This window comes from Rathayibacter sp. VKM Ac-2927, assembly GCF_022815525.1.
Taxonomy (GTDB): Bacteria; Actinomycetota; Actinomycetes; order Actinomycetales; family Microbacteriaceae; genus Rathayibacter; species Rathayibacter festucae.
This window is the reverse complement of the sequence record NZ_JALGRT010000004.1, coordinates 28,163-53,458: the sequence shown is the minus strand read 5'-3', so window position 1 is coordinate 53,458 and position 25,296 is coordinate 28,163. Positions and strand designations below refer to the sequence as shown.

Sequence of the window (25,296 nt, the reverse complement as noted above, 5' to 3'; positions counted from 1 at the left end):
GACGGCATGGCCATCGAGACGAACGCGGCGACCGCCGTCCCGCGCCGACGGAGCGTGTCGATGGCCGACGTCGCGCGACGCGCGAACGTGTCCGGGCAGACCGTCTCTCGGGTGTCCAACGGGAAGCAGAACGTCGACACCGAGACGCGCGAGCGCGTGCTCGAGGCGATGCGCGCCCTCGGCTACCGGCCCAACAGCGCCGCGCGGGCCCTGCGCACCGGCCGCTTCCACAGCATCGGCGTGATCATGTTCACGCTGTCCTCCTTCGGCAACATGCGCACCCTCGACGCCATCGCGGTCGCCGCGGCCGACGCGGGGTACTCGATCACCCTCATCCCCGTGCCGCACCCGACCCAGGGCGAGGTGTCCGTCGCCTTCCATCGCCTGAGCGAGGAGGCGGTCGACGGCGTCATCATCGTGATGGAGGCGCACCTGCTCGACGAGGCCGACATCGTGCTGCCGCCCGACCTGCCCGTCGTGGTCGTCGACTCGGCCGGCGGCGACCGCTACCCGGTCGTCGACACCGACCAGGTCTCGGGCGCGCGCCAGGCCGTCGAGCACCTGCTCGGGCTCGGCCACCGCACCGTCCACCACATCGCCGGGCCGGAGCGCTCCTACTCGGCCGAGCGGCGCCGGGAGGCGTGGGAGTCGACGCTGCGCGCGCAGGGCGCCCCGGTGCCCGAGGCGCTCGTCGGCGACTGGTCGAGCGCGTCGGGGTACCGGATCGGCCGGGAGCTGGCCGCGGATCCCGCCGTGACGGCGGTCTTCGCCGCGAACGACCAGATGGCGCTCGGCGTGCTGCGCGCCCTGCACGACGCCGGCCGGGCGGTGCCGGGCGAGGTCAGCGTCGTCGGCTTCGACGACATGGAGGAGTCGGCGAGCTTCTGGCCACCGCTGACCACCGTGCACCAGTCGTTCGGCGACACCGGGCGCCGCTCGGTCGACATCCTGCTGCGCGAGCTGGAGTCGGGCGAGCGCTCGGGCGTGACCCTGACGCCGACGGAGCTCGTCGTGCGCGAGAGCACGGGGCCGGCGCCGCGCTGAGGCGCTCGGGGCCGCCCGGGTCGCTCGGAGGTGTCGGCTGCGGGCGATACTGTGAGGCTTCTCACCCGTCCTCGCTAAGGAGCACCCATGTCGGTCGGCCTGCTCGCCGTCGTCGATGACATCCTCACCGCCGCCCTGAAGGCGAGCGCGAAGACGGCCGGTGTCGTCATCGACGACGCGGCCGTCACTCCGCAGTACGTCCAGGGGCTGACCCCGGCGCGCGAGCTGCCCGTGGTCGGGCGGATCGCGCTCGGCAGTCTCGTCAACAAGTTCGTGATCATCATCCCGATCGCGCTGCTGCTCTCCTCGTTCGCGCCCTGGGTGCTGCCGTACCTGCTGATCGTCGGCGGCGCCTTCCTCTGCTTCGAGGGTGCGGAGAAGGTGCTCGAGTGGTTCGGCGTGCACCATGCGGCGGGCGAGACGGAGGCGCGCGACGAGAAGAAGCTCGTCTTCGGCGCCGTGCGGACCGACCTGATCCTCAGCACCGAGATCATGCTGATCGCGCTCGACGGGCTCGACACCGACCTCGGCTTCGGCGGGACGCTCGGGGCGCTCGCCGTGGTCGGCCTCGGCATGACGCTGCTCGTCTACGGCGCGGTCGCCCTGCTGGTCAAGATCGACGACGTCGGGCTGCGGCTGATGAAGAACGCGGCGCGCGGCGTCCGGCGCTTCGGCGTGCGCATCGTCGCCTCGATGCCGGCCGTCTTCCGCACCATCAGCATCATCGGCACGCTCGCGATGCTCTGGGTCGGCGGGCACCTCGTCACGGCGAACCTGGCCGAGACCTTCTGGCACGGCCCCTACGACCTCGTGCACGTCGTCACCCACGCGGTCGAGGGCGCCGGCCCGGTCGTCGTCTGGATCGCCGACACCTTCGTCTCGATGATCTTCGGCCTCGTGCTCGGCCTGATCGTCGTCGCCGCCGTCACGGGCGTCCGCCGCGTCCTGAAGCGCGACGAGCCGGCGGCGTCCCACTGACGGGTCGGGTCTCGATACGCCGCTCCGCGGCTACTCGACCAGCCTGGATGGGCCCGCAGCTCTTGCATGCTGCGCCCTCCGGCAGCCGCGCCCTTTCATGGTGATCGAGTAGCCCCGCAGGGGCGTATCGAGATCCCGCGTCCTCAGCGCTCCAGGTGCGAGTACTCCGGCAGCGCGATCGCGTCCGCGGGAGGCGTGAAGAACCGCCCCATCGTCCGCCCGATCACCGGTGTCGCGGCGACCTTCACCGCGAGCCCGAACGCCGCCACTCCGAGCCTCGACACCGGGTTCGCGACCCGTGGCACCCCCGGCGGCAGCGCCTGCGCCTGCGTCACGTAGGGCCGCATGATGCGCTCGTACCCCGCGAAGCCGTCGCGCGGATCCACGTGCGCCGCGAGCTCGCCGGCGAGCACGTACGCGCCCGCGAGCGACAGGCTCGTCCCCATCCCGCTGACCGGGGAGGCGCAGTAGGCGGCGTCGCCGACCAGCGCGACCCGTCCGCTCGACCAGCGCGGGGCGTGCACCTGGCCGATCTGCTCGTAGTAGAGGTCGTCGGCCTCGTCGAGTCCGCGGAGGACGCGCCGCGCCTCCCAGCCGGCGTCGCCGAAGACCGTGCGGAGGTGGGCGCGCTGCTCGTCGATCGAGCGGCGCTCGGTGCTCGCGCGGTCGAGCCGGCGGTCGATCACCTGCGAGAGCGCGACGCGGAGCGTGCCGTGCGGGTCCGGGCGGAGCGTGATGCTGCGCCCGCCGGCCGCGCTGTACCAGCGCCACCAGTCGTCGTCCGCGGCGGTGCGGGGGATGGTGGCGTAGGAGGTCTCGAGGCCGAGCGAGCGGATCTCCGGCTCGGTGCCGAAGACGAGCCGGCGGGTGCTCGAGCCGATGCCGTCGGCGGCGACGACGAGGTCGAAGCGCTCGTCGGGGGCGTGCTCGAAGGAGACGGTGACGCCGGCTCTGCCGATGGCGTCACCGTCGTCGTCGAGGCCGGTGATGCGGTCGCCGTAGCGGTACTCGGTGTGCTCGACGGTGCGGTCGACGAGGAGCCGCGCGAGGTCGCCCCGGAGGATCTCGAGCTCGGCGGTCGCGCCGCCGCTGTCGGAGGTGCCGGCCGGGAACTCGGCGAGGGTGCGTCCGCCGCGGCCGACGAAGCGGGTGCCGACCTCGCCGGTCGTCGCGGCGCGGATGTCGTCCTCGAGGCCCATCCGGCGGGCGACCTCGCGTCCGGCGCCGCGGACGTCGACGTTCTGCCCGCCGAGCCGCAGTGCGGGCGCTCGCTCGACGATCGTCGACTCGACGCCGTAGCGGTGCAGCCAGAACGCGAGGGCGGGGCCGGCGATGCTGGCGCCGGAGATCAGGACACGGGTCATGGTTGCCGCCTTCGTTGATAATCAATGAGATTGGCAATCTACGCCGTTATCGTGGAGGCATGAGTGACAGCGCGCCCGATCTCGGCATCCGGACCCGCGTCCGCCAGGTGACGGAGCGGCAGCGGCTCTTCGAGCAGTCGCTGACCCGTGCGCTCTCCGTCGACGCCGTCGGGCTCGACGCGATGACGCATCTGATGTCCGCAGGGCCGCTGACGCCGACCGAGCTGGCCGGGCGCCTCGGCGTCTCGACGGCGGCGACGACCCTCGTGCTGAACCGCCTCGAGGCGGCCGGCCACGTCCGCCGCGAGCGGCACCCGACGGACGGGCGGAAGCTGATCGTCACGGCCTCGGAGGAGTCGGCGCGGCGTGCGCAGGAGCGGGTCGCCCCGCTGATCGCGGGCGTCGAGGCGGTCGTCGCCGACCTCGACGAGGCCGAGCGCGCGACGGTGCAGGCCTTCCTCGACCGCCTGCTCGCGGTCTACGACGCGGTGACGGACTGACGGGCCGGCGTCCTGGCCACGGCGGGTCTCGATACGCCGCTGCGCGGCTGCTCGACCAGCAGGGAAGGGGCGCGCCGCGTTCCGTGTGAGTCCGCGTCTTCATGCTGATCGAGTAGCGCGCGTATCGAGATCCACGTGTTCGGCGGGTGGGTCTCGATACGCCCCTGCGCGGCTGCTCGACCGGCATGCAGGGGGCGCCGGCGAGCGGACGTGGGAGGGGGTCTGGCGGAGCTGCGGAGCCCGATGCGGGTCCGTTCGCGGGAGGCGGGGCGTGCGAGTGGACGCGTGCGGGGCTCTGCAGGAGGCGCGCGGCCCGTTCCGGCTCCGCTCGCGCCTTCGTGCTGATCGAGTAGCGCGTGGAGCGGGCCTATCGAGATCCGCCCCGTCAGAAGGACGGGTCTGCAGACCCGCTGCGCTGAGGACGGTGGGTCTCGATACGCCCCTGCGGGGCTACTCGACCAGCATGAGGGGGCCCCTGCGCGGCTACTCGACCAGCAGGGAGGGGGCGCCGGCGAGTGGACGTGGGAGGGGGTCTGGCGGAGTTACGGGGCCCGATGCGGGTCCGTTCGCGGGAAGTGGGGTGGACGAGTGGACGCGTGCGGGGGCCTGCTGGGGGCGCTGGGCCCGTTCCGGGTCCGCTCGCGGAAGCATGCTGATCGAGTAGCGCGCGGAGCGGACGTATCGAGATCCACGTGTTCGGAGGGTGGGTCTCGATACGCCCGCTGCGCGGCTACTCGACCAGCACGGGGGCCGCTGCGCGGCTACGTGGCCGGCATGGGGGCCGCTGCGCGGCTACTCGACCAGCATGCAGGGCGTCAGCAGCTGCGTGCGGAGTACGCGGCCGGGATCACCGTGGTGACGGGGGCGCCGTCGACGGTGGCGGTCGCGGTGACGGTGGCCTGGCCGGCGGGCACCGAGGCGGCGCGCGTCGAGAAGGCGGCGGAGGCGTTCTTGCCGGGCAGGACGCCGGTGAACTCCTTCGAGCCGTAGGCGGAGGCGACGGTCATCGAGACGGGGACGGTCGCGTTGTTCTGCGCCGTGACCGTCAGGGTGACCTTGCCGGCGATGCAGCGGGTCGTGGCCGTCACCGCGACGGCGAGGGCGGCGGGCGCCTTCAGCGTCACGGTCACGGTCGTCGTCTGCGAGACGGTGCCGTCGGCCGAGGTGACCGCGATCGTGCCCACTCCGCCGTTCGCGGTGGTCGGCTGCGTCACGCGCACCCGGGCCGCCGAGTCGGTGGCCACCGCGGTGAGCATCGGCATCGTCGTGCCGTCGACGGTCACGGCGTAGGAGCCGCGGGCCGGCTCGAAGCCGGCGACGCCGATCCCGTTCACGCGCAGGGCGCCGAGGGTGGCGACCGCGGCGGGCGACGCCACCGACTCGTACAGCTTCGTCTCCGACACGATCAGGTGCGTGTTGGCGTAGGCGTTCATCACGACGCGGAAGGCCTTGGCCGTCACCGGCGCGAAGGTCGCGTTCAGCGTCGGCGCGGTGCCGTCGGCGGGCGCGGCCAGGGCGACCGCGGACTCGTAGCCGGGGACCGCGGTCCACGTGCTGCTCGAGGCGCCCTGGTACTGCAGCTGGTAGCTCTGCGCCCAGCTGGTGCCGCCGTCGCGCTGGAACTGCACCGACACCTGCTGCACCTGGCGGGTGGCGGGGAAGGTGTAGGTCAGGCTGCTCTGCGCGGCCTTGGTGCCGCTCGTCCAGTTGGACCAGCCCTTGTCGCCGTCGACACCGTTGCGGGTGCGCTCCGGTCCGTAGCCCGACTCGGACGAGGTCGCGGTGGCGACGATGCCCGCATCGGGGTTGAAGTTGCGGAGCGTGCCCGCGGTGACCAGCACCGTGAGCGTGGCGGGGAGGGTCTGGCCGTCCGCCGTCGCGGTGCCGGAGATCGTCACCGATCCGGGAGCCGCGAGCGAGGCGGTGGTCAGCGGCGTCCAGTCCCAGGTGACCGGCACCGCGAAGGTGCTCGTCGAGGCGCCGACGCGGGCCGGCACGGTCGTGGGGGCCGCGGCCTGCACCGCGGCGACGGAGGCTCCGGCGGCGACGGTGAGGGACGCCGGGTCGGTGGCGGTGAGGCCGCCGACGTCGACGAGCGCGGTGACGGGGATCGACTGGCCGAAGAGGTCGGTCGCGGTGCCGGTCACCTCGACGCGGCCGGCGGCGGCGTAGGCCGAGTCGGCCGGGCGCTGCCAGGTGACGGCGACCGGTGCGCCGGTGCCCCAGGCGTACTGCGGGGCGATCGAGGCGGGCAGGGTCGGCGCGACGCCGACGGTGGTGCGGACGGCGACCGCCTGCGCGGCGGACGGGGCGAGGTCGCGCAGCGTCCAGGACTGGTTCGCTCCGCCGTTCGAGCCGTAGACGCCGACCGTGGTGTTCTCGGTGCTGGACTGGCCGTTGACGTCGAGCGAGAGCCCGATCGACTCGTTGACCAGTGTGTAGGCGGTGCCGTCGGTGGTGCTGACGATCCAGCGGGTCGCGGCGTCGGCCTTCGCGGCGTCGACCGAGAGCGTGCGCAGGTCGGTGCCGGCGCTCGTGGCGCCGAGCACGCGGCCGTCGGCGTTCTGCAGCACGACGCGGCGGGTGGCCTCGCGCTCGCCGGGGGCGACCTCGCGGACGGTCCAGCTCTGCTTCGCGGCGGCGGTGGAGTCGGTGGCGAGGGTGGTGATCGTGGTCGCGGCGCCGGTGGGGTTGCCGGTCAGCGCCTTGCCGCTCTGCGTGCCGACCAGCTGGTAGCGGTGGCCGTCGCGGAGGGCCGGGGCGGAGTCGGCGACGCCGGAGACGCCGTCGATCGAGAAGGACGTGACCGACTTGGCGGGCACCGTGACGGTCGCGGTGCGCGACTCCCGGTCGATGGCGACCGCGGGCTTCGCGACGAGCGCGTTGCCGGTGGGCGCGGCGGCCGAGGCGGCCTGGGTCGTCACGTACGGGGTGACCGTCGCGCCGGCGGCGATGCTGCCGAAGCGGGAGAGGTCGAGCACGACGGTCTTCGCCGTCGCGCCGGTGTTGGTGTGCACCACGGTCGCGCCGCTGCCGTCACCGCGGACGGCGGCGGTGGAGGAGGTGTCGTTCGTGGGCATCAGGTGGTCGCCCTCGTGGACGAACTTGGTGAAGTTGCGGATCGTGTTGAACTTCGAGTTCGTCTCGACGCCGCAGACCGGGGCCTTGGTGGAGTCGCCGCCGGCGTCCGCGACGCGGCGCGCGGACTTCCAGACCTCGGCGCCCGCCTCCTGGTACGGCTTGCAGTCGAGGTCGATGAAGATCGAGCCCCAGTTGAGGTTCTCGCCCTTCGGGCTCATGTTGTAGAGGTCCTCGACCGGCTGCCAGAGCACCCAGGCCTTCGGCTCGAGCTCGCGGAGGTCGTCGTTGATGCGGCCCGCGATGCCGAGGCCGTTCTCGATGTTGACCGGGTCGTAGCCGGCGACCCAGTTGCCCTCGATCTCGCTCATCCAGAGGTCCTTGTCGGCCTGCTTGGCGAGGTCGCGGACGGCGAGGCGGTCCGAGGTGCCGTAGGTGTGCACGTTCATCCGGTCCACCTCGGCGCGGACGGCGGCGGAGTAGGCGGCCCAGTTGGTCTTGAAGATGCTGGGGTTGGTCTCGTCCATCGCGGCGATGCCGGCGTCGCTCGACGAGGCGTCCAGGGCGGCGGCGACGTCGGGGATCAGGTCGGCCTGGCGGGTCGGGCCCATGTGCATGCCCTCCTGCCGTCCGCCGGTCGGGACGCCGTTGGTGAGCTGGGTGCCCCAGTAGTTGGTGTTCGGCTCGTTGAACGGGTCGAGGGTGTCGAACTCGATGCCGTACTCGTCCTCCATGTGCGCGGTGACGGTCGCGAGGTACTGGGCGAACTTCGCCTCCGCGGCGGGCTTCAGCTGCTCGCTCGAGGCGTTGAAGCCGCCGGAGACGTAGCCGCTCTCGGTCATGAAGTAGGGGGCGGAGTTGGCGAACGCCTCCCAATGCGAGATCTGCTTCTCCTCGGCGAGCTTCTCGACCCACCAGCGCTGCGTCTCGTCGCTCGTCCAGTCGTAGGAGGAGGCGTCGCCGGCGTTCCACTTCGCCAGGAGCGCGTCGCGGTCGGCGTAGTTCGTGCTCGTGCCGCCGTAGGTCGCGGCGTCACCGGCCGGGTTCTGCTTCCACCAGCCCTCGACGGCGCCGCCGGGGCGGAGGTAGTCCTTCACGTCGGAGGCGTTGCCGCCGCCGATGTTGTAGCGGGCGATGTTGAGGTCGAGGCCGTCGTCGCCGAAGACCTTCTGATACAGCTCCTCGCGGAGGGCCTCGGGGTAGTTCCCGGTGGCGTTCGCGAACCAGACCAGGCTCGTGCCCCAGCCCTCGAACGACTCGCCCGCCGCGGCGGGGTTGGGGGTGATGCGGAAGGCGTCAGCGGCCTGCGCGGGGGCGGCGGCCGCGGGGAGCGCGAGCAGCGCTCCGGCGGCGAGGGCGGCGCTCGTGGCGAGCGCGGCGATCCGGCCCGCCTTCCGGCGAGTGCGTCTGGCAGTGGACATCGACATCGATGCGTCTCTCTTTCAACTCTGAAAGGGGAGCTGTTCACGTGAACACGCCCGTGGCCTCCGACTGTACATGTTGACGTCAACAGGCGGAAGGGCGGTCGGCGTGCTCGCGACTCCGCAGAAGTTGTCGTAGTGGGGCGTCGAGTACGACAACTCTTGCGGAGGAGTGGGGAGGAGCAGCGGCGGGGCGGCGCTCAGATCGCGTGCGGGCGCTCCGGGAACGCCTCGGGCTCGCACTGGATGGTGGCGTGGTCGATGCCGTGGTCCTCGCGCAGGACGGCGAGCACGCCGGCGAGCGCCTCGCGGTAGTCGGCGTCGGGGGCGACGACGATGTGGCCGGTTGCGCTCTCCATGCCGGAGGTGATGGTCCAGACGTGCAGGTCGTGCAGCGCGAGCACGCCGGGGACCGCGCGGACGTCGCGCTCGACGGCGGCGAGGTCGACGTGTGCGGGGGCCGACTCCATCAGGATCCCGAGGGCCTGGCGGGTCAGCGACCAGGTGCGCGGCAGGATCAGCAGGCCGATCAGCACGCCGACGATCGGGTCGGCCCAGGCCCAGCCGGTGGTCAGCAGCACGATCGCGGCGAGGATCACGCCGATCGAGCCGAGGGCGTCGCCGAGGACCTCGAGCGAGGCCCCGCGCAGGGTGATGCTCTCCGTCGCGCCGGCCGAGAGCAGGCGCAGGCTGACCAGGTTGACCGCCAGGCCGATGATCGCGGTGATCAGGAGCGGCGCGCCGGGCACCGCGGGCGGCTCGGCGAAGCGGCGGACCGCCTCCACGATCACGAAGCCGGCGACGCCGAAGAGCAGCGCGCCGTTGGCGAGTGCGGCGAGCACCTCGAGCCGGTAGGAGCCGTAGGTGCGCGCCTTCGCGGCGGGGCGGGCGGCGAGCGAGATCGCGGCGATCGACATCCCGAGCGCGATCACGTCGGTGCCCATGTGCGCGGCGTCGGAGATCAGCGCGAGCGAGCCGGTGGTGAGGCCGACGACGAACTCGACGACCGCGAAGGCGGCGGTGAGCACGAAGGCGATGACGAGGGGGCGCCGGTGGCGGGCGGCGGCGGAGCCGGCGTGCCCGTGGTCGTGTCCCATGCGACTCCCTGCGCTCCGCTCGCCGCGACGACCGCGGACGTATTGTCGTATGCACACTCTTGCGCATATGGGCTCGGATGCGAAGGGTGCCCGCGCCGATCCGCCTGCGACACTGGAGTGGTGTCGTCCTCCCGCTCGCTCCGCACCCTCCGCGGTGTCGTGGCGGCGACGGTGGCGACCCTCACGGCCCTGTTCTCGCACGTCGCGGGCGGCGGCGAGGTGCCGGGTCTCCTCGGACTCGCGGTGCCGCTCGTGCTGTCGGTGCCGGTCTGCGTCGCGCTCGCCGGCCGCGGGCTCTCGCTCGCGCGCCTGGCCGCCTCGGTCGGAGTGAGCCAGCTGCTCTTCCACGCGCTCTTCGAGATCGGCGCCGCGGCCGGGCCGGTTGGTGGGGCGCACGCCCACGGCGGCCCGATCGACGTCAGCGCCGCGACGGCCCACGCGGGCGGGCACGACTCCTCGATGGGGATCGCGCACCTGCTCGCGGCGGTCGTCACGATCGCCGTCCTGCACCGGGGCGAGGCGCTGCTGATCGCGGTCGCCGCGACGACGGCCCACGCGGCCGCGCGACTCGTGCGGGTGCCGGCCGTCCCCGTCCTCGCGGCGGCGACCGGGCGCCGCTCGTCGACCGCGCCGCGCGCGATCCTCCCGGTCGTGGCGGACGTGCTCGCCGACGCCGTGCCCCGCCGCGGGCCGCCCGCCGCCCCCGCCTCCTGATCCTCGACGCGCGCTGCGCGTCCTCATCGACCCCTGCCCGCGGGCGGGGTCTGTGCGCGATGCCCCGTCCCTCCGGACCGGCCGCGCGAAGGGAGCCACTGCTGTGGCGCACGCACCGTCCTCCACGCCCCTCGGCCACGACGGCCCCGACGACGACGACCTCCTCCCGCCCGGGCGGCCGGCCGCCGCTCCGCTCCGCGCGGCGGAGGCGACCCTGCTGCTCGCCGTCCCCGCGGCGATCGCCGTCGCGCTCGCCGGGCTGACGTACACCGGCGCGTTCTCGACCGAGACCCGCCTGATCGACCCCGGCGAGCTGGTGACCCGCGGCCTGCCCATCGCGCGGGTCGTGCACGACACCGCCGCGTCGCTGACGATCGGCCTGCTCACGGCCGCGACCTTCCTCCTGCCCGGGCAGCGGATCGCGCCCGGGATCGTCTCGTACTCGCAGAACCGGGCGCTGCGCTGGGCGACTTGGTCGGCGGCCGTCTGGGTGGCGTCGGCGCTCGCCGTGCTCGTCTTCACAGCGGCGAACGCGATCGGGCAGCCGCTGGACGCGCCGGGCTTCCGGACCCAGCTGGTCTTCTACGCCACGCAGCTCGAGCTGGGGCAGACGCTCGTGGCGTCGACGGCGTGCGCGACGGCGGTGCTGCTGCTCACCCTCTTCTCCCGGCGGCTCGGCTGGGTGGCGGCGGCGACCGCGATCGCGGTGCTGGCGCTCCTGCCGCTCTCGCTCTCCGGGCACGCGGCCGGCGCGGACGAGCACGCGAACGCGGTGAACAGCCTCGCGGTGCACCTGATCGGAGTGACGGCCTGGGCGGGCGGGCTCGCCGCGGTGATCCTGCTGCGGCGGACCGTCGGCGGCGAGATCGGCACGGTCGTCGCGCGCTACTCGGTGCTGGCCGGCTGGGCGTTCGGAGCGGTCGCCTTCTCCGGGCTCGTCAACGCGTCGCTCCGGATCGAGGGGGTCGAGGACCTCGGCACGCCCTACGGGCAGCTGCTGATCGTGAAGGCCGTCGCGCTGCTCGCGCTCGGCGGCGCGGGGGCCTGGCACCGGCTGCGGCTGATCCCGCGGCTGCGCGCAGACCCGGCCGACCGCCGCGCGTTCACCGCGGTCGCGGTCGGCGAGGTGCTGGTGATGGCGCTGACCATCGGCGTCTCGGTGGCGCTCTCGAACAGCGCGCCGCCGGTCTCGCAGGACCCGGTGAGCGGCGACGCGCGCCGCAGCCTGCTGGGCTTCCGCTACCCGCCCGAGGTGACGCCCGCGCGGATGCTCGACCAGTGGCACCTCGACGCCGTCTGGCTCGGGATCGCCGTCGTCGGCGCCGCCCTCTACGTGCACGCGGTGCTGAAGCTCCGGCGCCGCGGCGACGCCTGGCCGCTCGGCCGCACGCTCGTCTGGGTGGCCGGCTGCGCCGCCCTCGCCTACACGACCAGCGGCGGGCCGGGCGTGTACGGGCAGGTGCACTTCAGCACGCACATGATCCAGCACATGCTGCTGATGATGGTCGTGCCGCCGCTGCTCGTGCTCGGCGGGCCGGTGCTGCTCGCGCTGCGGGTGCTGCCGGTGCGCCGCGACGGCGGGCGGGGGCTGCGCGAGTGGATCCTCGCGGTCGTGCACTCGCGCTACCTCGCCGTGCTGTCGAAGGCGCCGGTCGCCGCGGTGCTCTTCGCGGGCAGCCTCGTCGCGTTCTACTACACCGGCTGGTTCGAGTGGGCGATGTTCAGCCACCAGGGCCACGTGCTGATGACCCTGCACTTCCTCGCGACCGGCTACCTCTTCTTCTGGGTCCTGATCGGCGTCGACCCGGGGCCGGACCGCCCGGGGCACGTGCTGCGGCTCCTGGTGATGCTGGCGACGCTGGCCTTCCACGCCTTCTTCGGCCTGGCGATCATGTCGCAGACCACCGTCCTCGCCGCGCCCTGGTGGACGGCGCTCGGGTACACCGACACGGAGGCACTGCTCGCGGACCAGGGCGTCGGCGGCGGGATCGCCTGGTCGGCGGGCGAGATCCCGATGGTGCTGATCGCGCTGGTCGTCGTCGCGCAGTGGGTGCGCTCGGAGGAGCGGACGGCCAAGCGCTACGACCGCCGCGCCGACCGGGACGGCGAGGCCGAGCTCGCGGCGTACAACGCGCGGCTGGACCGGCTCGACCGCCGGGGGTCCTGAGCGGCGCGGCGACCGGCCCCGCCGGCGCGCGTCAGTGGCGCGAGGCGGAGTCCGCGTCCCAGAGCGCCTCGAGCGGATCGTCGGCGTCCTCGCCGGCGAGGAGCTCGGCGTGCCGGCGCTCCGCCTCCTCGGCCGAGATCTCGCCGAGGTCGATCGAGGCGCGCAGGGCCGCGGCCCGGCCGCCCTCGCGGGTGAGGAACGGGTCGGCGGGGGTGGCGTGCCGGACGCCGTCGCGGGCGTCGAACGCGGAGGCGGTGATCCCCGTCACCGCGGGGGAGGAGGCGAGCAGGGCCATCGCGACCCGGTCGGCCGCCTGCCAGGCCGAGGCCGACGAGCCGCGCTCGGCGATGATCGGGCCGTCGGGGGTGCCGATGGTGAGCCGCTCGATGTCCGGGAGGAGGCGGAGGATGCGCGCCGCGGCGTCGAGCGCCTCGGCGGGCACGGAGTCGACGGGGCCGGAGAACAGCGGGGTCCAGTCCTCGATCGGGAGACGGTGCCTCCAGGTGTCCATCCGGGCTCCTTCCGTGATCGTTCACGGCGTCGTCACGACGTGCACGTGCCTGAAGGCTAGAGCGGGCCCCTGCGCGCGTCGACCCCCGGATCGAGGGAGTGCGTTTTCGGGACCACTCCGGTCGGGGGCGGCGAGGCCGTCCCTCCGGGCGACCTGTCGAGCTGTGCGGGCGCTGTGCCGCGCGGAGCGCGGGTGGGTGCCTGCGGCGTGATGCCTGGTCGATCCACGTGCCCCGGGGTGACCCCGGAGAGGACGGAGCAGCGCGTGCCCCGTCCGCCTCGCCCGGAGGGGCGGTGCCGCCCAGCCTAGGCTGGAGCGCACGAGGCGGGGGGGTCGTCGTGCACGGACGGGACGCGGTGGTCGAGGCGCTCGCGCACGCGTTCCTCGGCGCGGAGTGGACCCCCGCCGAGCTGCGCGCCGCGGCCGCCGACTCCCTCGGCGCCCGCCGCCGCTGGATCGGCCCGCTGGTCACCGCCGTGCTCGTCGCCTTCCCGCATCCGCCGCTCGACGCGCCGCGCGAGCTCGCGCAGGTGGTCGCGGGGCTGCTCCCGGAGCGCGCGCAGCCGGTGGTCGCGCACCTCGCGCCCGTTCCCGCGCGGGCCGTGCCCTCCTCCTCGCCGGTGCCCGCGATCGACGGCCGGGACGACCTCGCGCGGCTGCTCGGGCTCGCGCCGGCGCAGCTGGACGGGTTCGCCGACCTCGGGCAGTGGAACCGCCGGACGCCGCACGGTGCTCCCAACCCCGGCGCTCTCCAGAACTACGACCACGTCTGGCGGCAGCGCCCGGGCCGGGCACCGCGGCTGCTCGAGGTGCCGCGCTCGCGGCTGCGCGCGGTGCAGCGGAGCGTCCTCGATGAGATCGTCGGCCTGGCGCCGGTGCACCCGGCCGTGCACGGCTTCGTCCCGGGGCGCAGCGCGATCACCGGGGCGGCCGTGCACGCGGGCTCGGCGATGCTGATCACCCTCGATCTGCAGCGCTTCTTCGCGCAGGTCACCGCGGCGCGGGTGTTCCGGCTGCTGCGCGGCGAGGGGCTGCCCGAGGCGGTCGCCTTCGCGCTGACCGGGCTGTGCACCCACGCGGTGCCGGTCGCCGCGATCCACCGGATGCCCGCCGGCGGCGAGCCGGAGGAGCGGGCCGCGCTCCGCCGCTCCCTCGCCCTCGCGCACCTGCCGCAGGGCGCGCCGACCTCGCCCGCGCTGGCGAACCTGGCGCTGCGCCGCCTCGACGCGCGACTGACCGGCTACGCCGAGGCGGCCGGCGCCCGCTACACCCGCTACGCCGACGACCTCGCCTTCAGTGGCGACGCGCGCTTCGCCCGGCGGGCGGAGGCCTTCGCGCGCGGGGCGGCGCGGATCGTGGAGGACGCGGGCTACGCCGTGAACCCGCGGAAGACGCGGCTGCGGCCCGCCTCGACGCGGCAGAGCGTGACCGGGATCGTGGTCAACGCGCACCCGGCCGTCCGGCGGGCCGATGTCGACCGGCTGCACGCGATCCTGCACAACTGCGCCGTGCACGGGCCGGGCGGGCAGAACCGGGCGGGCGTGCCCGACCTCCGGGCGCACCTCCTCGGCCGGATCGCCTGGGTGAGCGCGGTGCATCCCGGCCGCGGAGCGCGGCTGCGGGCCTTGTTCGAGCGGATCCCGTGGCCGGAGCCCTCAGGGGCCGCCCCGTCCCTCGATCCCGCGGGGCCGCGCCCGTAGGATGCAGCGGTGCCCGTGACCCTCCCCGCTCCGCGAACGATCGACCCCGCCTCCGTCCCCGCCCTGCGCTGGGGAGTGATCGGCACGGGCATCGCCGACGCCTTCGTGGCCGCGATCCACTCGCGCTCGGTGCAGCGCGCCGTCGCCGTCACCGCCCGGGACGCCGAGAAGACGCGCGCCTTCGCGGACAAGCACGGCATCGCGACGGTGCACGCGACGGTCGAGGAGCTGGTCGCCGACGCCGGGATCGACGCCGTCTACATCGCGACCCCGCACCCGCTGCACCGCGCGCAGGCGCTCGCCGCGATCGCGGCCGGCAAGCACGTGCTGATCGAGAAGCCGATCGCGATGTCCGCGGACGAGGCGCGCGAGATCACCGACGCGGGCCGCGCCGCCGGCCTGCTGGTGATGGAGGCGATGTGGGCGCGCTACCTGCCCCAGGCCGACGTCATCCGCCAGGTCGTCGAGAGCGGGGTGCTCGGCGAGCTCCGCCTGGTCACCGCCGACTTCGGCTTCTCCGTCCCCGTCGATCCGACCGGGCGGCTCTGGGCGAAGGAGCTCGGGGGCGGCGCGCTGCTCGACGCCGGGGTGTACCCGATCTCGTTCGCGTCCTCGGTGCTCGGCGCGCCCGTCTCGGTCGTCGCCTCCGGGACCGTCGACCCGGGCACGGGCGTCGACGCGAGCGCCGACCTGCTGCTGACCACCGGCTCCGGCGCCCGCGCGCTGCTGTCGACCTCGCTCCAGACGTCGCTGCCGGTCGAGGCGATGGTCCTCGGCTCGGAGGGGCGGCTCGCGGTGCACAGCCCGTTCTTCGGCCCGAGCGGCGTGACGCTGACGCTCGGCAGCATGAGCTCGGGGCAGGACTCGGAGGTCTGGACCGACGAGGGGCCGTGGCCCTACGGTGCGCTGTCCTTCCAGGCGACGGCGTTCGCCTCCTATGTCGCCGCGGGGCTCGTGGAGTCGCCGGTGCACCCGCACCACGAGGTCGTCTCGGTGCTGGCGACGATCGACGAGGCCCGCCGCCAGGTCGCGGCGCAGGCGCAGGCTCAGGCGGCCCCGTCCACCCCGGCCGCGTCTCCCGCTCCGGCCGTCTGATGCGCATCCTCACCTGCCTGCACACGATGGAGGTCGGCGGCAGCCAGATCAACGGGATCGAGCTCGCCGGGCGGATGGCCGCGCTCGGCCACGAGGCGGTGGTCTACGGGCCGGACGGCGATCTGCGCCCGCTGGTCGCCGAGCTCGGGCTGGACTGGGAGGAGGCGCCGGAGAAGGGGCCCCGCCTGTCCTTCCGGAGCATGGCGCGGCTGCGGCGCCTCGTCCACGAGCGGCGGATCGACCTGATCCACGCCTACGAGTGGGCGCCGACGATGGACGCCGCCTTCGGGCCGCACCTGATCGACGGCGTGCCCGTGGTGACCACGGTGCTCTCCCCGGAGGTGCCCGACTTCGTGCCGGCTGCCTTCCCGATGATCGTCGGCGTGGTCGAGCTGCTCGAGGAGGAGTCGCGGCGCCGGCCGACGCTGCACCTGATCGAGCCGCCGGTGGACGCCGAGCTGAACGCGCCGGTCGCGGACGCCGAGCGGACGGCGGAGCTGCGGGAGCGCTTCGACGTGCAGGACGGCGAGATCGCGGTCGTCACGGTGGCGCGGCTGGTCGTCGACCTCAAGCGCGAGGGGATCCTCGCGGCGATCGAGGCGGTCGGGCGGCTCGACGCCGAGCGGGGCCAGGAGGGGCCGCGGCTCCGGCTGATCGTCGTCGGCGACGGCCCGGTCCGCGGCGAGCTGCAGGCCGCGGCGGACAGGGTGAACGCGGGGCGCTCGCGCGAGCTGGTGACGCTGACCGGGCAGATGCTCGACCCGCGCGACGCGTACGCGGTCGCCGACATCGTGCTCGGCATGGGCAGCAGCGCGCTGCGGGGGATGGCGTTCGCGAAGCCGCTGGTCGTGCAGGGCGAGAAGGCGTTCTGGCGGCTGCTGACGCCGGAGTCGCTGCCGTTCTTCCTCGACGGCGGCTGGTACTCGCTCGGCGACGGCGTCGACGGGCCGGGGCGCCTCGCCGGGATCCTCGCGCCGCTCGCGGCCGACGCGGAGCTGCGGGAGCGGCTCGGAGCGCTCGGGCGCGAGGTGGTCGTCGAGCGCTTCAGTCTCGCGGCGGCGGCGCGCACCCAGGCGGCGATCTACGCGGAGGCGGTGGCCGCGCGGAGCACGCTGCCGCGGCGGCTGCGCGCGCTGGCCCACCCGGCGGTGCGGTACGCGGCGTACCGCCTGCACCCGCTCAAGCGGCGCGTCCTGGGGCTGCTCGGGCGCTGAGTGCGGCGCTTCCCGACAGCTGTTGCCCACGCCGGCGATTCCGTCAAGGGTCTCCTCCTGGCCGCTGAGCGCGTCCTACAGTCCTGTCATCCGGCCGCATCCGGAGACTCCGTCGTCCCGCGACGGCTGCGGGCGCGGCCCCGACGACGGGGAGGACCAGATGTCCAGAGACGATGTGATGCCGGGCCGGTTCGCCCGCTTCGTGAAGTGGGTGCACCGTGCCGACGGCTGGGAGCCGCAGTATCTGCGCGGCCGCGTGCTGGCGAAGACCGACGGCGCCTGGATCGTCGCGGTCGACGGCCAGGAGACCCGCGTGATGAAGAAGGAGTGGAGCGTGTACCGCTGAGACTGCCCGATCGCCGGACGCCGGAGATCCGCGAGACCGGTCCCGGCGCGTTCGTCCTCGAGCTGCGCCGCACCCGCCGCCGGCCGTCCGAGGAGCTCGGCCTGCTGCTGCGCGACCGCGGCCGCTGGATCGCGATCGGCCCGGAGGGCGTGCTCGCCTCCGCGGAGAGCTTCGACGAGGCGCTCGCGACCCTGCAGCCCCCCTGCTGATCGAGCAGGCCGCGGAGCGGGCGCACCGAGATCCGGCGGCGCCGAGAGGTGAGGTCTGCAGGCTTGCCGACCTGGTCGCGGTGGGTCTCGATACGCCCCTGTCGGGGCTGCTCGACCGGCAGGGGGCGTGCAGGCGGTGGTGGGTGCCGCAGAACATCAGCTGAGACGGGTGAGCCTCCTCTGTCAGCGGAGGGCACCCCTTCTCAGCTGATGTTGTGCGGAGCTCGCGTCCCTCCATGCTGATCGAGTAGCCCGCGGAGCGGGCGTATCGAGATCCGGCGACGCCTGGAGTGGGGTCGCCGGGCCCGCCGTGCTGGGGAGGGCGGGTTTCGATACGCCCCTTCGGGGCTACTCGACCAGCATGGTCGGCGGCGGCGTCAGCGGTGCTTGCCCGGTGCCTGGATGCCGAGGACGGCAAGGGTCAGGGTGCCGGAGGTGCTCTGCGCGGCGGACGGGGACGACTCCGGGAGCCGCAGGGTGAGGCGGAGGTGATCGGTCGCTCCGATGGCGAAGGCGGGGGAGGCGGGCAGGTCGATGCGGGCCGTGGCGGGGCGGTCGGCCGCGACGGTGGTCGTCGTGCCGGGGCAGGTCGCGGCGTCGGACGACCAGGCCACCGAGCAGCGCTCGAGGGCGAGCTGCAGGCCGTCGGAGGCGCTCGCGCCGACGGTCGTCGCGGCGGACTCGAGCTGCAGGGCGCCCATCGAGACGGTGCCGGCGTTGGTGAGGTCGACGAGGCGCCGGGCCGTGCCGCCGGGCAGCAGATCGGCGACGGGGACCTGCACGGTGGTGACTCCCGTGGCGTCGAACTCGGCGACGACGGTGCCCGCGCCGACCTGGGCGCCGGCGGTCGCGCGGTCGAGGAACAGGGCGGACGCGGAGGCGCCGGCGCCGAGCACCAGCGCGATCGCCGCGGCGAGGGCGAGCGGTGCGCGGGAGCGGCGGCGGGTCGGGACCGCGCGCCGACGGCCGTGCGCGCGGGTCGCGGGCGTGCCGATCGCCACCGTGCCGCTCACGACCGCACCTCCGTCGGCCGGCGCCAGATCACGACGAGCACGGCGCCGACCACGAGCGCGCCGCCGACCGCGAAGAACGCGAAGCGCGCCTGGGGCTGCGCGAGCGCGATGCTCGGCCAGCCCAGCAGCGGCACGACCGACTCCTCGCGCCAGATCCGCTGATCCGCGATGGTGACGATCCACGGGTCCGCCTGCGGGTTGTTGTCGCCCTTGGTGGTCAGCGCGAGGAGCCCCGGCGACCAGCCGCGCAGCTCGGCGGCCTCGGCGTCGGAGTAGACGAGCGTGACGCGGTGGATCACCCGGCGCTCGGGCACGTCGGGGTCGGTGAAGACGATCACGTCGCCGGCGCGCACCGCGGCCTGGTCGACGGGGAGGGTGACGGCGAGCGAGCCGACGGGCATGTCCGGCGCCATCGAGTTCGAGAGCACGGGCACGAGGCGCACGACGCCGAGGGCGGACGCGACGAAGACGGCGACGCCGGCGAGCGCGACGAGCGCGACGACCAGGCCGAGGAGGCGGCGGAGGCCCGCGACGACCGGTCTGCTCGCGACGGGTCCGCTCACGACTGCGTCGCTCCTGTCCGTGCTGCTCACGACCGAGCCTCCTTCCGCCGGCGGCCGGTGGCGGCGAGCAGAAGCCCGGCGCCGAGGGCGAGCAGGCCGCCGAGCAGCGCGGCGCCGACGTCGCGGCCGGTGACGGCGAGGCCGTTCCCCGGGCCGCCGTTCCCGAGGGCGCCGTTCCCGGAGGCGCCCTCGTCGTCCGCGCCGTTCCCGGAAGGGCCGCCTCCGGGAGCGCCGGAGTCGTCGATCGCCCCGGTCTCGCGCACGAGCACGCGCAGGGCGGCCGACGTGCTCTCGAGCGCGTTGCCGGAGCCGGCCGGGAAGCTCACCCGGACCCGCACGCCGACGGTCTCGCCGCGGTCGAGCGCCCGGGACCCGTCGAGCCGGCCGAGCGACGCGGCCGGTCCGGTGCCCATCGGCTCGACGCCCTCGGGGCAGAGGTAGCGCTCGACGGAGCGGCCGTCGGCGACGAGGACGTCGTCGATCGTGAAGGCGGAGGGGCAGAGGTCGACGTCCAGCTGGAGACCGGCGCGCGGATCGGTGGCGAGCGCGTCGCCGCCGTCGACCGCGAAGGCGACCGACACCTGGTGCGCCGACGAGCCGACGTTGGTGACCTCGGCGGCCCACTCGGTGGTGTCGCCGGGGGCGAGGCCGGTGAGGGCGGCGGGAGCCGTCAGCTCGCGCACGTCGAGCAGGGCGGCGGGCGGAGCGACCGACGCCGCGGACACCGCGGGCGCGAGGAGGACCGCCGCGAGGACGGCGCCGATCGCGCGCAGGGCTGGCATGGGGCTCCGAGGGGAAGAAGAGGAGGAGGAGGAGGAAGAAGGAGGAGGTGCTCCCGCCCCGGCCGCGCGTGCGGGCGGGCACGGCGCCGGGGCGGGAGCGGTCGGCTACTTCTGGATGCCGGCGCGCTGGATCGCGGCGGCGGTGAAGGTGATCTGCGCGGCGGCGTTCTCGTAGTCGTTGTCGGCCGCGGTGGGCAGCACGAGCTCGATCAGCGTGTTCAGCGAGACGTCGCCGGCGTCCGACGGGAAGGTGCCGGTCGCCGTGGGGGTGAGGCCGAAGTTCGCCGGCGTGAAGTTCGCGGCGTTGGCGACTCCGCCGATGGTCGACAGCTTGCCGCTGCCGGTCGTCGTCGTGGTCCCGGCGCAGGTGTACGGGCCGTTCACCGCGGGGGCGGTCGCGGCGGTCGTCCACGCGACGGTGCAGGTCAGCAGGCGGTAGTTCAGGCCGTCCGTGCCGGTGACGAGCGACTCGCCGGGGCCGGCGAGCAGCGGGTCGTCGGTGCCGGCGGTCTCCGAGGTGACGTCCTGGTAGAAGCGCACGGTGGAGACGAGGTCGCCGTCGTTGGTCGCGTTCGGGAGCACGAGGGTCAGCGGGCGCTGGATCGTGTCGCCGGGCGCGATGTCGGTGACGGTGAAGCCGCCGGTGACGTTGATGTCGGTCTGGCCGGCGTCGACGTTGCCGACCGCGGTGCCGGAGTCGGTGAAGACGGCGAAGGCGCCGGCGCCGGCGAGGGCGCCCGCAGCGAGGAGGACACCGCCGGTGAGGGCGATCCTCTTCCAGGGGGCGCGCTTGCGGGAGTCGTTCTCGGTGGAGGCTGTGGCGGTCATGACGGTTCCTTTCAGATGGGTGCCCGGTGCGGGCCTGGTCTCCCTCACGCGGGCGTGTGCAGGACGGGTGGGAGGGTTCGTGGGGCGAGGCGGCCGCGGCATCAGCAGCCCCTCGCGGTGGCGACGGCCGGCTGCGCGACGGCGGTCGAGGGGGCCGACGCGGTGCCGAGCCAGCGCTGCAGGTCGGGTCGGACCCGCCACTGGTAGCTGCGGCCCTCGCCGAGTCGGTCGTCGGTGAAGGAGGTGGCGCTGGCCGCGGGCGTCGCGACGACGGTCCAGGCGCCGGGCGTCGCTCCGGCCAGGCGGCGCTCGAGGGTCCAGCCGGTGGCGCCGGGTGCGGCGGACCAGCTCACGAGCGTGCTCGGACGGTTCGCGGTGCAGCTCGCGACGGGGGTGGCGACGACGGAGGAGCGGGTCCAGGCGCCGAGGCCGATCGCTCCGCTGGTCGTGTCGGTGTCGGTGAAGCCGCGGGGGACCAGCGGTGCCGGATCGACGAACACGGTGATCGTGCTGATCGCGGTGAGCGCGCCGTCGCTCGCGGTGTAGGCGATCGGCACGGTGCCGGTGAAGGCCGCGGCGGGCGTGTAGCTGCAGGTCGCGCCCGTGCAGGAGAAGGTGCCGCTGCTCGCGGTGCCGACGGCGCTCAGGGTCAGCGTGGTGCCCGCGTCCTCGTCGGTGTCGTTGGCGAGCGGCGAGACGGTGACGGCGGGGCCTCCGGCGGTCGCGACGGCGCGGTCCGGGCGGGCGATCGGCGCGTGGTTGAGCGCGGTCACGGTGATCGTGACGCGGACGTTCCAGGTGCCGTAGGTGCCCGAGAGCGCGTAGTCGAAGACGTCGGTGCCGACGAAGGCGGCGATCGGGCGGTAGGTGCACTGCCCGCGGGTGGCGCCGCTGTCGACGCAGGTGACCGAGCCGGAGACCGGGGTCGCGGGGGCGGGGGTGGCGGCGCCTCCGACGACCTTGGGGGTCGCCGAGAGCTGGGCCCGGGAGAAGGTCGCGCCGGTCGCCGCGGCGCCGTCGTTGGCGAGCACGTCGACGACGACCGAGCCGCCCTGGACGACCGTCGCCGCGTCGGGCAGCGGATCGGGGATCACCGAGATCGTGACGGAGGCGGTGCGGGTGATCGCGGAGCCGGTCGGCGGTGTCGCGGTGGCGGTCGCGGTGTTCGAGATCGTGCCGGCCGTCACGTCCGCCGCGGTGGTCGTGTAGGTGGCGGTCGCGCTGACGACCTGGCCGGGCGTGAGCCGGCCGGCGGTGCCGGGCCAGCTGAAGGTCAGCGCCGAGAGGCCGGACTTCGGGTCGGTGATCCCGACGCTGGTGAGGGTCGTGTTGCCGGTGTTGGTGGCGCGGAAGGTATACGTGACGACGGTGCCCGCGGTGCTGATGAAGGCGGGGTTGGCGGTCTTGGTGAAGGCGAGGTCGGCGGCGCGGGTGAGCGTGATCGTCCGGGTGGCGGTGCTGGTGACGGCGGCGCCGGTGGGCGGGGTGCCCGTCGCGGTGGCGGTGTTGACGACCGAGCCGGCGTCGACGTCGGCCTGGGTCAGCGGGTAGCTGGCGGTCGCGGTGACCTGCTGGCCGATGCCGAGCTGGCCGGCGGTGCCGGGCCAGGCTCCGTAGACCACGGTGACCTTGGGGTCGGCGATCGCGACGGACGTCAGCGGCACGTTGCCGGTGTTCACGAGGGTGAAGGAGTAGGAGATCGTCGAGCCGATCGCGGCGGCGCCGTTGAGCGTGCCGTTCTTGGTCAGCGTCAGGGCCGGCGCGTAGCGGATGGGCGTGGTGGTGCTCGAGCTCGCCGTGACGGTCGTGGGGCTCGCCGCGAGGGTGCGGCCGGTGACCGTGGCCGTGTTGGGGATCGCGGTGCCGCTGTTGATGTCGGCCTGGGTCACCGTGTACGCGGCGGAGGTGAAGACGGCCTGCGCGCTGGGGGCGATCGTCGCGGTCGCCGGGGTGATCGAGGCGACCTTCGTGTCGGTGACGGCGACGTTCTGCAGCGTGACGTTGCCGGTGTTGGTGGCGCGGAAGGTGTAGACGATCTGCTCGCCGACGTCGGCCTGCTGGTTGCCGTTGGTGTCGGTGAGGGCGCCGGACTTGACCAGGGTGATGACGGGGGCGGGCGTGCTGATCGGGGCGGTGACGGTCGCGGTGCGGCTCGTGACGGTGACGGTCGTCTGGCCCGGAGTCGTCTTGGTGGCCGAGGCCGTCGCGGTGTTGACGAGGTTCCCGGCGACCGCCTCGGCCGCCGTCACGGTGTGCGAGCCGGTGCAGATCACCGACGCGAGTGGGGCGAGGGTGGTCGTCGGGCAGGTGACGGTCGGCACCTTCGGGTCCGAGACGGCGACACCGCTGAGCGTGCCGGTGACCGAGCCGTTCGTGACGACGAACTGGTAGGGGATGACCGAGCCCTCGTTGTAGGCGGCGGGCTGGGTCGTGGTGCGGTCGATCTGCTTCACGAGCGAGATGTCGTCGAGGTCGTTGATGGAGGAGACCGAGACGTTGCGGATCAGGTGGGTGTCGCTCGATCCGCCGGTCGACGCGGTGAAGCCGAGCTTGTAGGTGGAGGGGGCGGCGGTGGTCATCGTGAACTGCAGCGCCTGGGTGAGCGAGGCGGCGGCCATGCCGGCGGTGGCGCCGTAGTAGACGGTGACCACCGGGAACGCGGCCGACGAGACGGTGACGCGGATGGTGCGTCCGGCGCCGGTGCCGGGGGCGCCCGTGTCGCTGAGGTTGACGGTCGGGCGGAGGGAGGCGAGTGTTCCGGGCGGGGCGGTGCCCGCGATGTAGCAGTAGCCGGTCTTGCCCTGGCCGGGGCCGCGGGCGACGATGCGGTTGGCGGTCGTGCCCGGAGGAGTGGGCGGGGTGGCGCAGCCCGCGCCGAGACCGCCGCCGGTGCTGGAGAAGTTGCCGAAGACGTCGAGGCCGATGCCGAGGTAGCCGCCGTTCACGCCGTCGACGGTCGTGGACTGGCCGTAGCCGAGCGAGCCGCCGGGAGCGCCCGCCGCGGTGAGGCTGCGCGAGCCGTCGGTGAGGAAGAAGCCGATGCCGTCGGCGCCCTGCAGGCCGAGCGCCGCCTGGTACTGGTACTGGTCGAACTGGACGTCGAGGCCGCCGGTCGCGGGGATCGGGCGGTTGAAGACCGCGCCGCCTTTGGCGTTGGTGCGGGTGTCGGTGAGCTGCAGGAAGCCGGGGGTGGTCGCGGCGGCGGGAGCCTGCGTGCGGTTGGCGCAGACGCCGAGGGTCGAGGTGCCGGCGGGCGGCGCCGTCGTGGCGCGGGTGATGCAGGCGCTGTCGAGGGCCTGCCAGGCGGGGTCGACGACGCTCGTGCCGCCGAAGCCCTCCTGGAGCAGGACGGTGGCGGCCTCCGCGCGCGGCGCGGGCAGGACGACGAGGACGGCGGCGAGCAGGACGAGGATCAGCGTCAGGGCGAGCGGGCGCGGTGCTGCCGAGGTCGGGGTCTGCGGAGTGGGGTGACGGTGGCGGGCGAGCGCGCGCACTTCCGTCATGATCCGATCCCTCCGGGCTGCTCCGGCGGGCGGTCCGGGTGGAGCAGGCATCAAGATACGTTTCGGGTCGAGGCGCCTTGACCCCCGGATTGGGCACGCGCGGGTCCAATCCGGTGACGTGCTCTCAGGTGGTGTGCAGGGTGCGCTCAGCGCCGAGTGGTCGCCGATGGCGGTGCGCGGGGGCGGTGGCGCGACCGGCGTGCTGCGGGCGGGTGCTGGTGGTGGCGGCGGACCGCGGGATCAGCGTGACGTCGCGGTCAGCACGGGGGAGCGGTGGGGGACGAGCCGCCACCGCGCGCGGCGGGCGGGGCGGTGGCGTTGCGGAGCGACGGGGCGGGCGCAAGCCCCGGCGCTGGCGGCGATGGGCGGACGACTGGCGCGACGGCGCGGTCGGCCCGGGCGGGGCGCGCGCCGCGCGTCCGTCATCCTGCGCCGATACGGGTCTCGACACGCGCTGCGCGCTGCTCGACCGGCATGCCGGCCGGCCCGTGTCTCTTCCAAGTAGATCCGCGCCTTCATGCTGATCGAGTAGCCCGCGCAGCGGGCGTCTCGAGATCCACCCCCCTGCAACCGCCGTGTGGTTACCCGCGCCGCCGGATCCGCCACGGCAGCGCCAGCCAGATCCCGGCGATGAGGACCGCCGTGATCGACGCCATCGTGATCGCCAGCGGCCGCGTCGTGACGACGTCGAAGATCAGCAGCACCGTCCCCACGAGCACCAGCGCCACCGCCATCAGCGTCAGCCGCAGCAGGACGTCGGCCGCGCGCACCAGCGTCCGCTTCGCCCGGCGGCGGAACAGCTCGCGGTGCAGGCTGACCGGCGCGAGCCCGAGCAGGGTCGCGAGCACCGAGCCGCTGATCAGCACCAGGTAGACGTCGGTCTGGAAGAGGTCGAGGTCCTCGAAGCGCTGCTGGAAGGCGATCGCCAGCAGGAACCCGGTGAGGATCTGCGTCCCGGTCTGGATGACCCGCAGCTCCTGCAGGATCTCGCTCCAGTTGCGGTCGAGCCGCTCGTTCTCGGTCTCGTCGCGGCCGTCGCCGGGCAGGTCGTCGCGCGGGTCGGCGGCGGGGTCCGGCTGCGGATCCGGACGCGGGTCGGCGGGGGTGGGCGGCACCGTCCCATTGTGCCCGGCGACGTCCGTTCACCCCGCGTTCGCCCGAGCGCGGCT

General features: G+C 74.3%; 20 protein-coding genes. 10 read left to right on the top strand and 10 right to left on the bottom strand.

The annotated features are described in order from the left end of the window. Window positions 1-6 precede the first annotated feature (6 nt). Both MT353_RS12930 and MT353_RS12925 read left to right on the top strand, forming a co-directional pair. Complete coding sequence (locus MT353_RS12930; protein ID WP_127888132.1) at window positions 7-1,044, top strand: LacI family DNA-binding transcriptional regulator; 1,038 nt, start codon at window positions 7-9, stop codon at window positions 1,042-1,044. An 87-nt stretch (window positions 1,045-1,131) separates the two neighbouring features. Beyond that, window positions 1,132-2,022, top strand: a complete 891-nt coding sequence (locus MT353_RS12925) for a DUF808 domain-containing protein (protein ID WP_243624738.1) — start codon at window positions 1,132-1,134, stop codon at window positions 2,020-2,022. Window positions 2,023-2,165: 143 nt separating this feature from the next. On the opposite strand, the gene MT353_RS12920 is transcribed toward MT353_RS12925, so the two are convergent. Continuing rightward, window positions 2,166-3,386: an FAD-dependent monooxygenase gene (locus MT353_RS12920; protein ID WP_243624737.1), complete on the bottom strand. Its 1,221-nt coding sequence runs from the start codon at window positions 3,384-3,386 to the stop codon at window positions 2,166-2,168. Between the two features lie 59 nt (window positions 3,387-3,445). On the opposite strand from MT353_RS12920, the gene MT353_RS12915 reads away from it, so the two are divergent. Then, a complete protein-coding gene (locus tag MT353_RS12915) occupies window positions 3,446-3,886 on the top strand; it encodes a MarR family winged helix-turn-helix transcriptional regulator (RefSeq protein WP_243624736.1) in 441 nt (146 codons plus the stop codon). Window positions 3,887-4,701: 815 nt separating this feature from the next. Here the strand turns inward: MT353_RS12915 and MT353_RS12910 are convergent. Next, the gene (locus tag MT353_RS12910) at window positions 4,702-8,385 is read right to left on the bottom strand and encodes a discoidin domain-containing protein (protein WP_243624735.1); all 3,684 of its coding nucleotides are present in this window, start codon (window positions 8,383-8,385) and stop codon (window positions 4,702-4,704) included. A 200-nt stretch (window positions 8,386-8,585) separates the two neighbouring features. Then, on the bottom strand, window positions 8,586-9,482 hold the full coding sequence (locus MT353_RS12905; protein WP_243624734.1) for a cation diffusion facilitator family transporter: 897 nt from the start codon (window positions 9,480-9,482) through the stop codon (window positions 8,586-8,588). Between the two features lie 120 nt (window positions 9,483-9,602). On the opposite strand from MT353_RS12905, the gene MT353_RS12900 reads away from it, so the two are divergent. Both MT353_RS12900 and MT353_RS21995 read left to right on the top strand, forming a co-directional pair. Further along, window positions 9,603-10,196, top strand: a complete 594-nt coding sequence (locus tag MT353_RS12900; protein WP_243624733.1) for a hypothetical protein — start codon at window positions 9,603-9,605, stop codon at window positions 10,194-10,196. 103 nt (window positions 10,197-10,299) lie between these two features. Continuing rightward, on the top strand, window positions 10,300-12,363 hold the full coding sequence (locus tag MT353_RS21995) for a cytochrome c oxidase assembly protein (RefSeq protein ID WP_243624732.1): 2,064 nt from the start codon (window positions 10,300-10,302) through the stop codon (window positions 12,361-12,363). A gap of 31 nt (window positions 12,364-12,394) precedes the next feature. On the opposite strand, the gene MT353_RS12890 is transcribed toward MT353_RS21995, so the two are convergent. Next, window positions 12,395-12,874, bottom strand: coding sequence for a hypothetical protein (locus MT353_RS12890; RefSeq protein ID WP_123444444.1), 480 nt, complete (start codon window positions 12,872-12,874; stop codon window positions 12,395-12,397). A 338-nt stretch (window positions 12,875-13,212) separates the two neighbouring features. On the opposite strand from MT353_RS12890, the gene MT353_RS12885 reads away from it, so the two are divergent. The 5 genes from MT353_RS12885 to MT353_RS12865 all read left to right on the top strand — a co-directional run bounded on the left by MT353_RS12885 (window position 13,213) and on the right by MT353_RS12865 (window position 17,438). Continuing rightward, window positions 13,213-14,574 carry a reverse transcriptase family protein gene (locus MT353_RS12885; RefSeq protein ID WP_243624731.1) on the top strand — a complete coding sequence of 454 codons (1,362 nt, stop codon included), beginning with the start codon at window positions 13,213-13,215 and terminating at the stop codon, window positions 14,572-14,574. Window positions 14,575-14,583: 9 nt separating this feature from the next. Then, a complete protein-coding gene (locus tag MT353_RS12880) occupies window positions 14,584-15,669 on the top strand; it encodes a Gfo/Idh/MocA family protein (protein ID WP_243624730.1) in 1,086 nt (361 codons plus the stop codon). Further along, entirely contained in the window at window positions 15,669-16,883 is a 1,215-nt protein-coding gene (locus MT353_RS12875) for a glycosyltransferase (protein ID WP_243624729.1), read from the top strand. The genes MT353_RS12880 and MT353_RS12875 overlap by 1 nt, the downstream gene beginning before the upstream one ends. Window positions 16,884-17,043: 160 nt before the next feature. Continuing rightward, entirely contained in the window at window positions 17,044-17,229 is a 186-nt protein-coding gene (locus MT353_RS12870) for a hypothetical protein (RefSeq protein ID WP_123734602.1), read from the top strand. Continuing rightward, complete coding sequence (locus tag MT353_RS12865) at window positions 17,211-17,438, top strand: hypothetical protein (protein WP_123444448.1); 228 nt, start codon at window positions 17,211-17,213, stop codon at window positions 17,436-17,438. Before MT353_RS12870 ends, MT353_RS12865 begins: the two co-directional genes overlap by 19 nt. A gap of 377 nt (window positions 17,439-17,815) precedes the next feature. Here MT353_RS12865 and MT353_RS12860 read toward each other — a convergent pair whose 3' ends face one another. The 6 genes from MT353_RS12860 to MT353_RS12835 form a co-directional block, all read right to left on the bottom strand. Next, the gene (locus MT353_RS12860) at window positions 17,816-18,451 is read right to left on the bottom strand and encodes a peptidase (RefSeq protein ID WP_243599671.1); all 636 of its coding nucleotides are present in this window, start codon (window positions 18,449-18,451) and stop codon (window positions 17,816-17,818) included. Beyond that, the gene (locus tag MT353_RS12855; protein ID WP_243599672.1) at window positions 18,448-19,044 is read right to left on the bottom strand and encodes a signal peptidase I; all 597 of its coding nucleotides are present in this window, start codon (window positions 19,042-19,044) and stop codon (window positions 18,448-18,450) included. Before MT353_RS12855 ends, MT353_RS12860 begins: the two co-directional genes overlap by 4 nt. Then, on the bottom strand, window positions 19,041-19,796 hold the full coding sequence (locus MT353_RS12850) for a sortase (protein ID WP_243624728.1): 756 nt from the start codon (window positions 19,794-19,796) through the stop codon (window positions 19,041-19,043). Before MT353_RS12850 ends, MT353_RS12855 begins: the two co-directional genes overlap by 4 nt. A 105-nt stretch (window positions 19,797-19,901) precedes the next feature. Then, on the bottom strand, window positions 19,902-20,624 hold the full coding sequence (locus MT353_RS12845) for a TasA family protein (protein WP_123731715.1): 723 nt from the start codon (window positions 20,622-20,624) through the stop codon (window positions 19,902-19,904). Window positions 20,625-20,725: 101 nt separating this feature from the next. Then, window positions 20,726-24,127 (bottom strand): Ig-like domain-containing protein, encoded by a 3,402-nt coding sequence (locus MT353_RS12840; RefSeq protein ID WP_243624727.1) that lies wholly within the window; start codon window positions 24,125-24,127, stop codon window positions 20,726-20,728. A gap of 581 nt (window positions 24,128-24,708) precedes the next feature. Beyond that, the gene (locus tag MT353_RS12835) at window positions 24,709-25,242 is read right to left on the bottom strand and encodes a DUF6328 family protein (protein WP_243599675.1); all 534 of its coding nucleotides are present in this window, start codon (window positions 25,240-25,242) and stop codon (window positions 24,709-24,711) included. Window positions 25,243-25,296: the final 54 nt, after the last annotated feature.

Bases quoted from the DNA above. Each gene is read 5' to 3' on its own strand.
- MT353_RS12930 (WP_127888132.1), top strand. From the start codon at position 7: ATGGCCATCGAGACGAACGCGGCGACCGCCGTCCCGCGCCGACGGAGC.
- MT353_RS12925 (WP_243624738.1), top strand. From the start codon at position 1,132: ATGTCGGTCGGCCTGCTCGCCGTCGTCGATGACATCCTCACCGCCGCC.
- MT353_RS12920 (WP_243624737.1), bottom strand. From the start codon at position 3,386: ATGACCCGTGTCCTGATCTCCGGCGCCAGCATCGCCGGCCCCGCCCTC.
- MT353_RS12915 (WP_243624736.1), top strand. From the start codon at position 3,446: ATGAGTGACAGCGCGCCCGATCTCGGCATCCGGACCCGCGTCCGCCAG.
- MT353_RS12910 (WP_243624735.1), bottom strand. From the start codon at position 8,385: ATGTCCACTGCCAGACGCACTCGCCGGAAGGCGGGCCGGATCGCCGCG.
- MT353_RS12905 (WP_243624734.1), bottom strand. From the start codon at position 9,482: ATGGGACACGACCACGGGCACGCCGGCTCCGCCGCCGCCCGCCACCGG.
- MT353_RS12890 (WP_123444444.1), bottom strand. From the start codon at position 12,874: ATGGACACCTGGAGGCACCGTCTCCCGATCGAGGACTGGACCCCGCTG.
- MT353_RS12875 (WP_243624729.1), top strand. From the start codon at position 15,669: ATGCGCATCCTCACCTGCCTGCACACGATGGAGGTCGGCGGCAGCCAG.
- MT353_RS12870 (WP_123734602.1), top strand. From the start codon at position 17,044: ATGTCCAGAGACGATGTGATGCCGGGCCGGTTCGCCCGCTTCGTGAAG.
- MT353_RS12850 (WP_243624728.1), bottom strand. From the start codon at position 19,796: ATGCCAGCCCTGCGCGCGATCGGCGCCGTCCTCGCGGCGGTCCTCCTC.
- MT353_RS12845 (WP_123731715.1), bottom strand. From the start codon at position 20,624: ATGACCGCCACAGCCTCCACCGAGAACGACTCCCGCAAGCGCGCCCCC.
- MT353_RS12840 (WP_243624727.1), bottom strand. From the start codon at position 24,127: ATGACGGAAGTGCGCGCGCTCGCCCGCCACCGTCACCCCACTCCGCAG.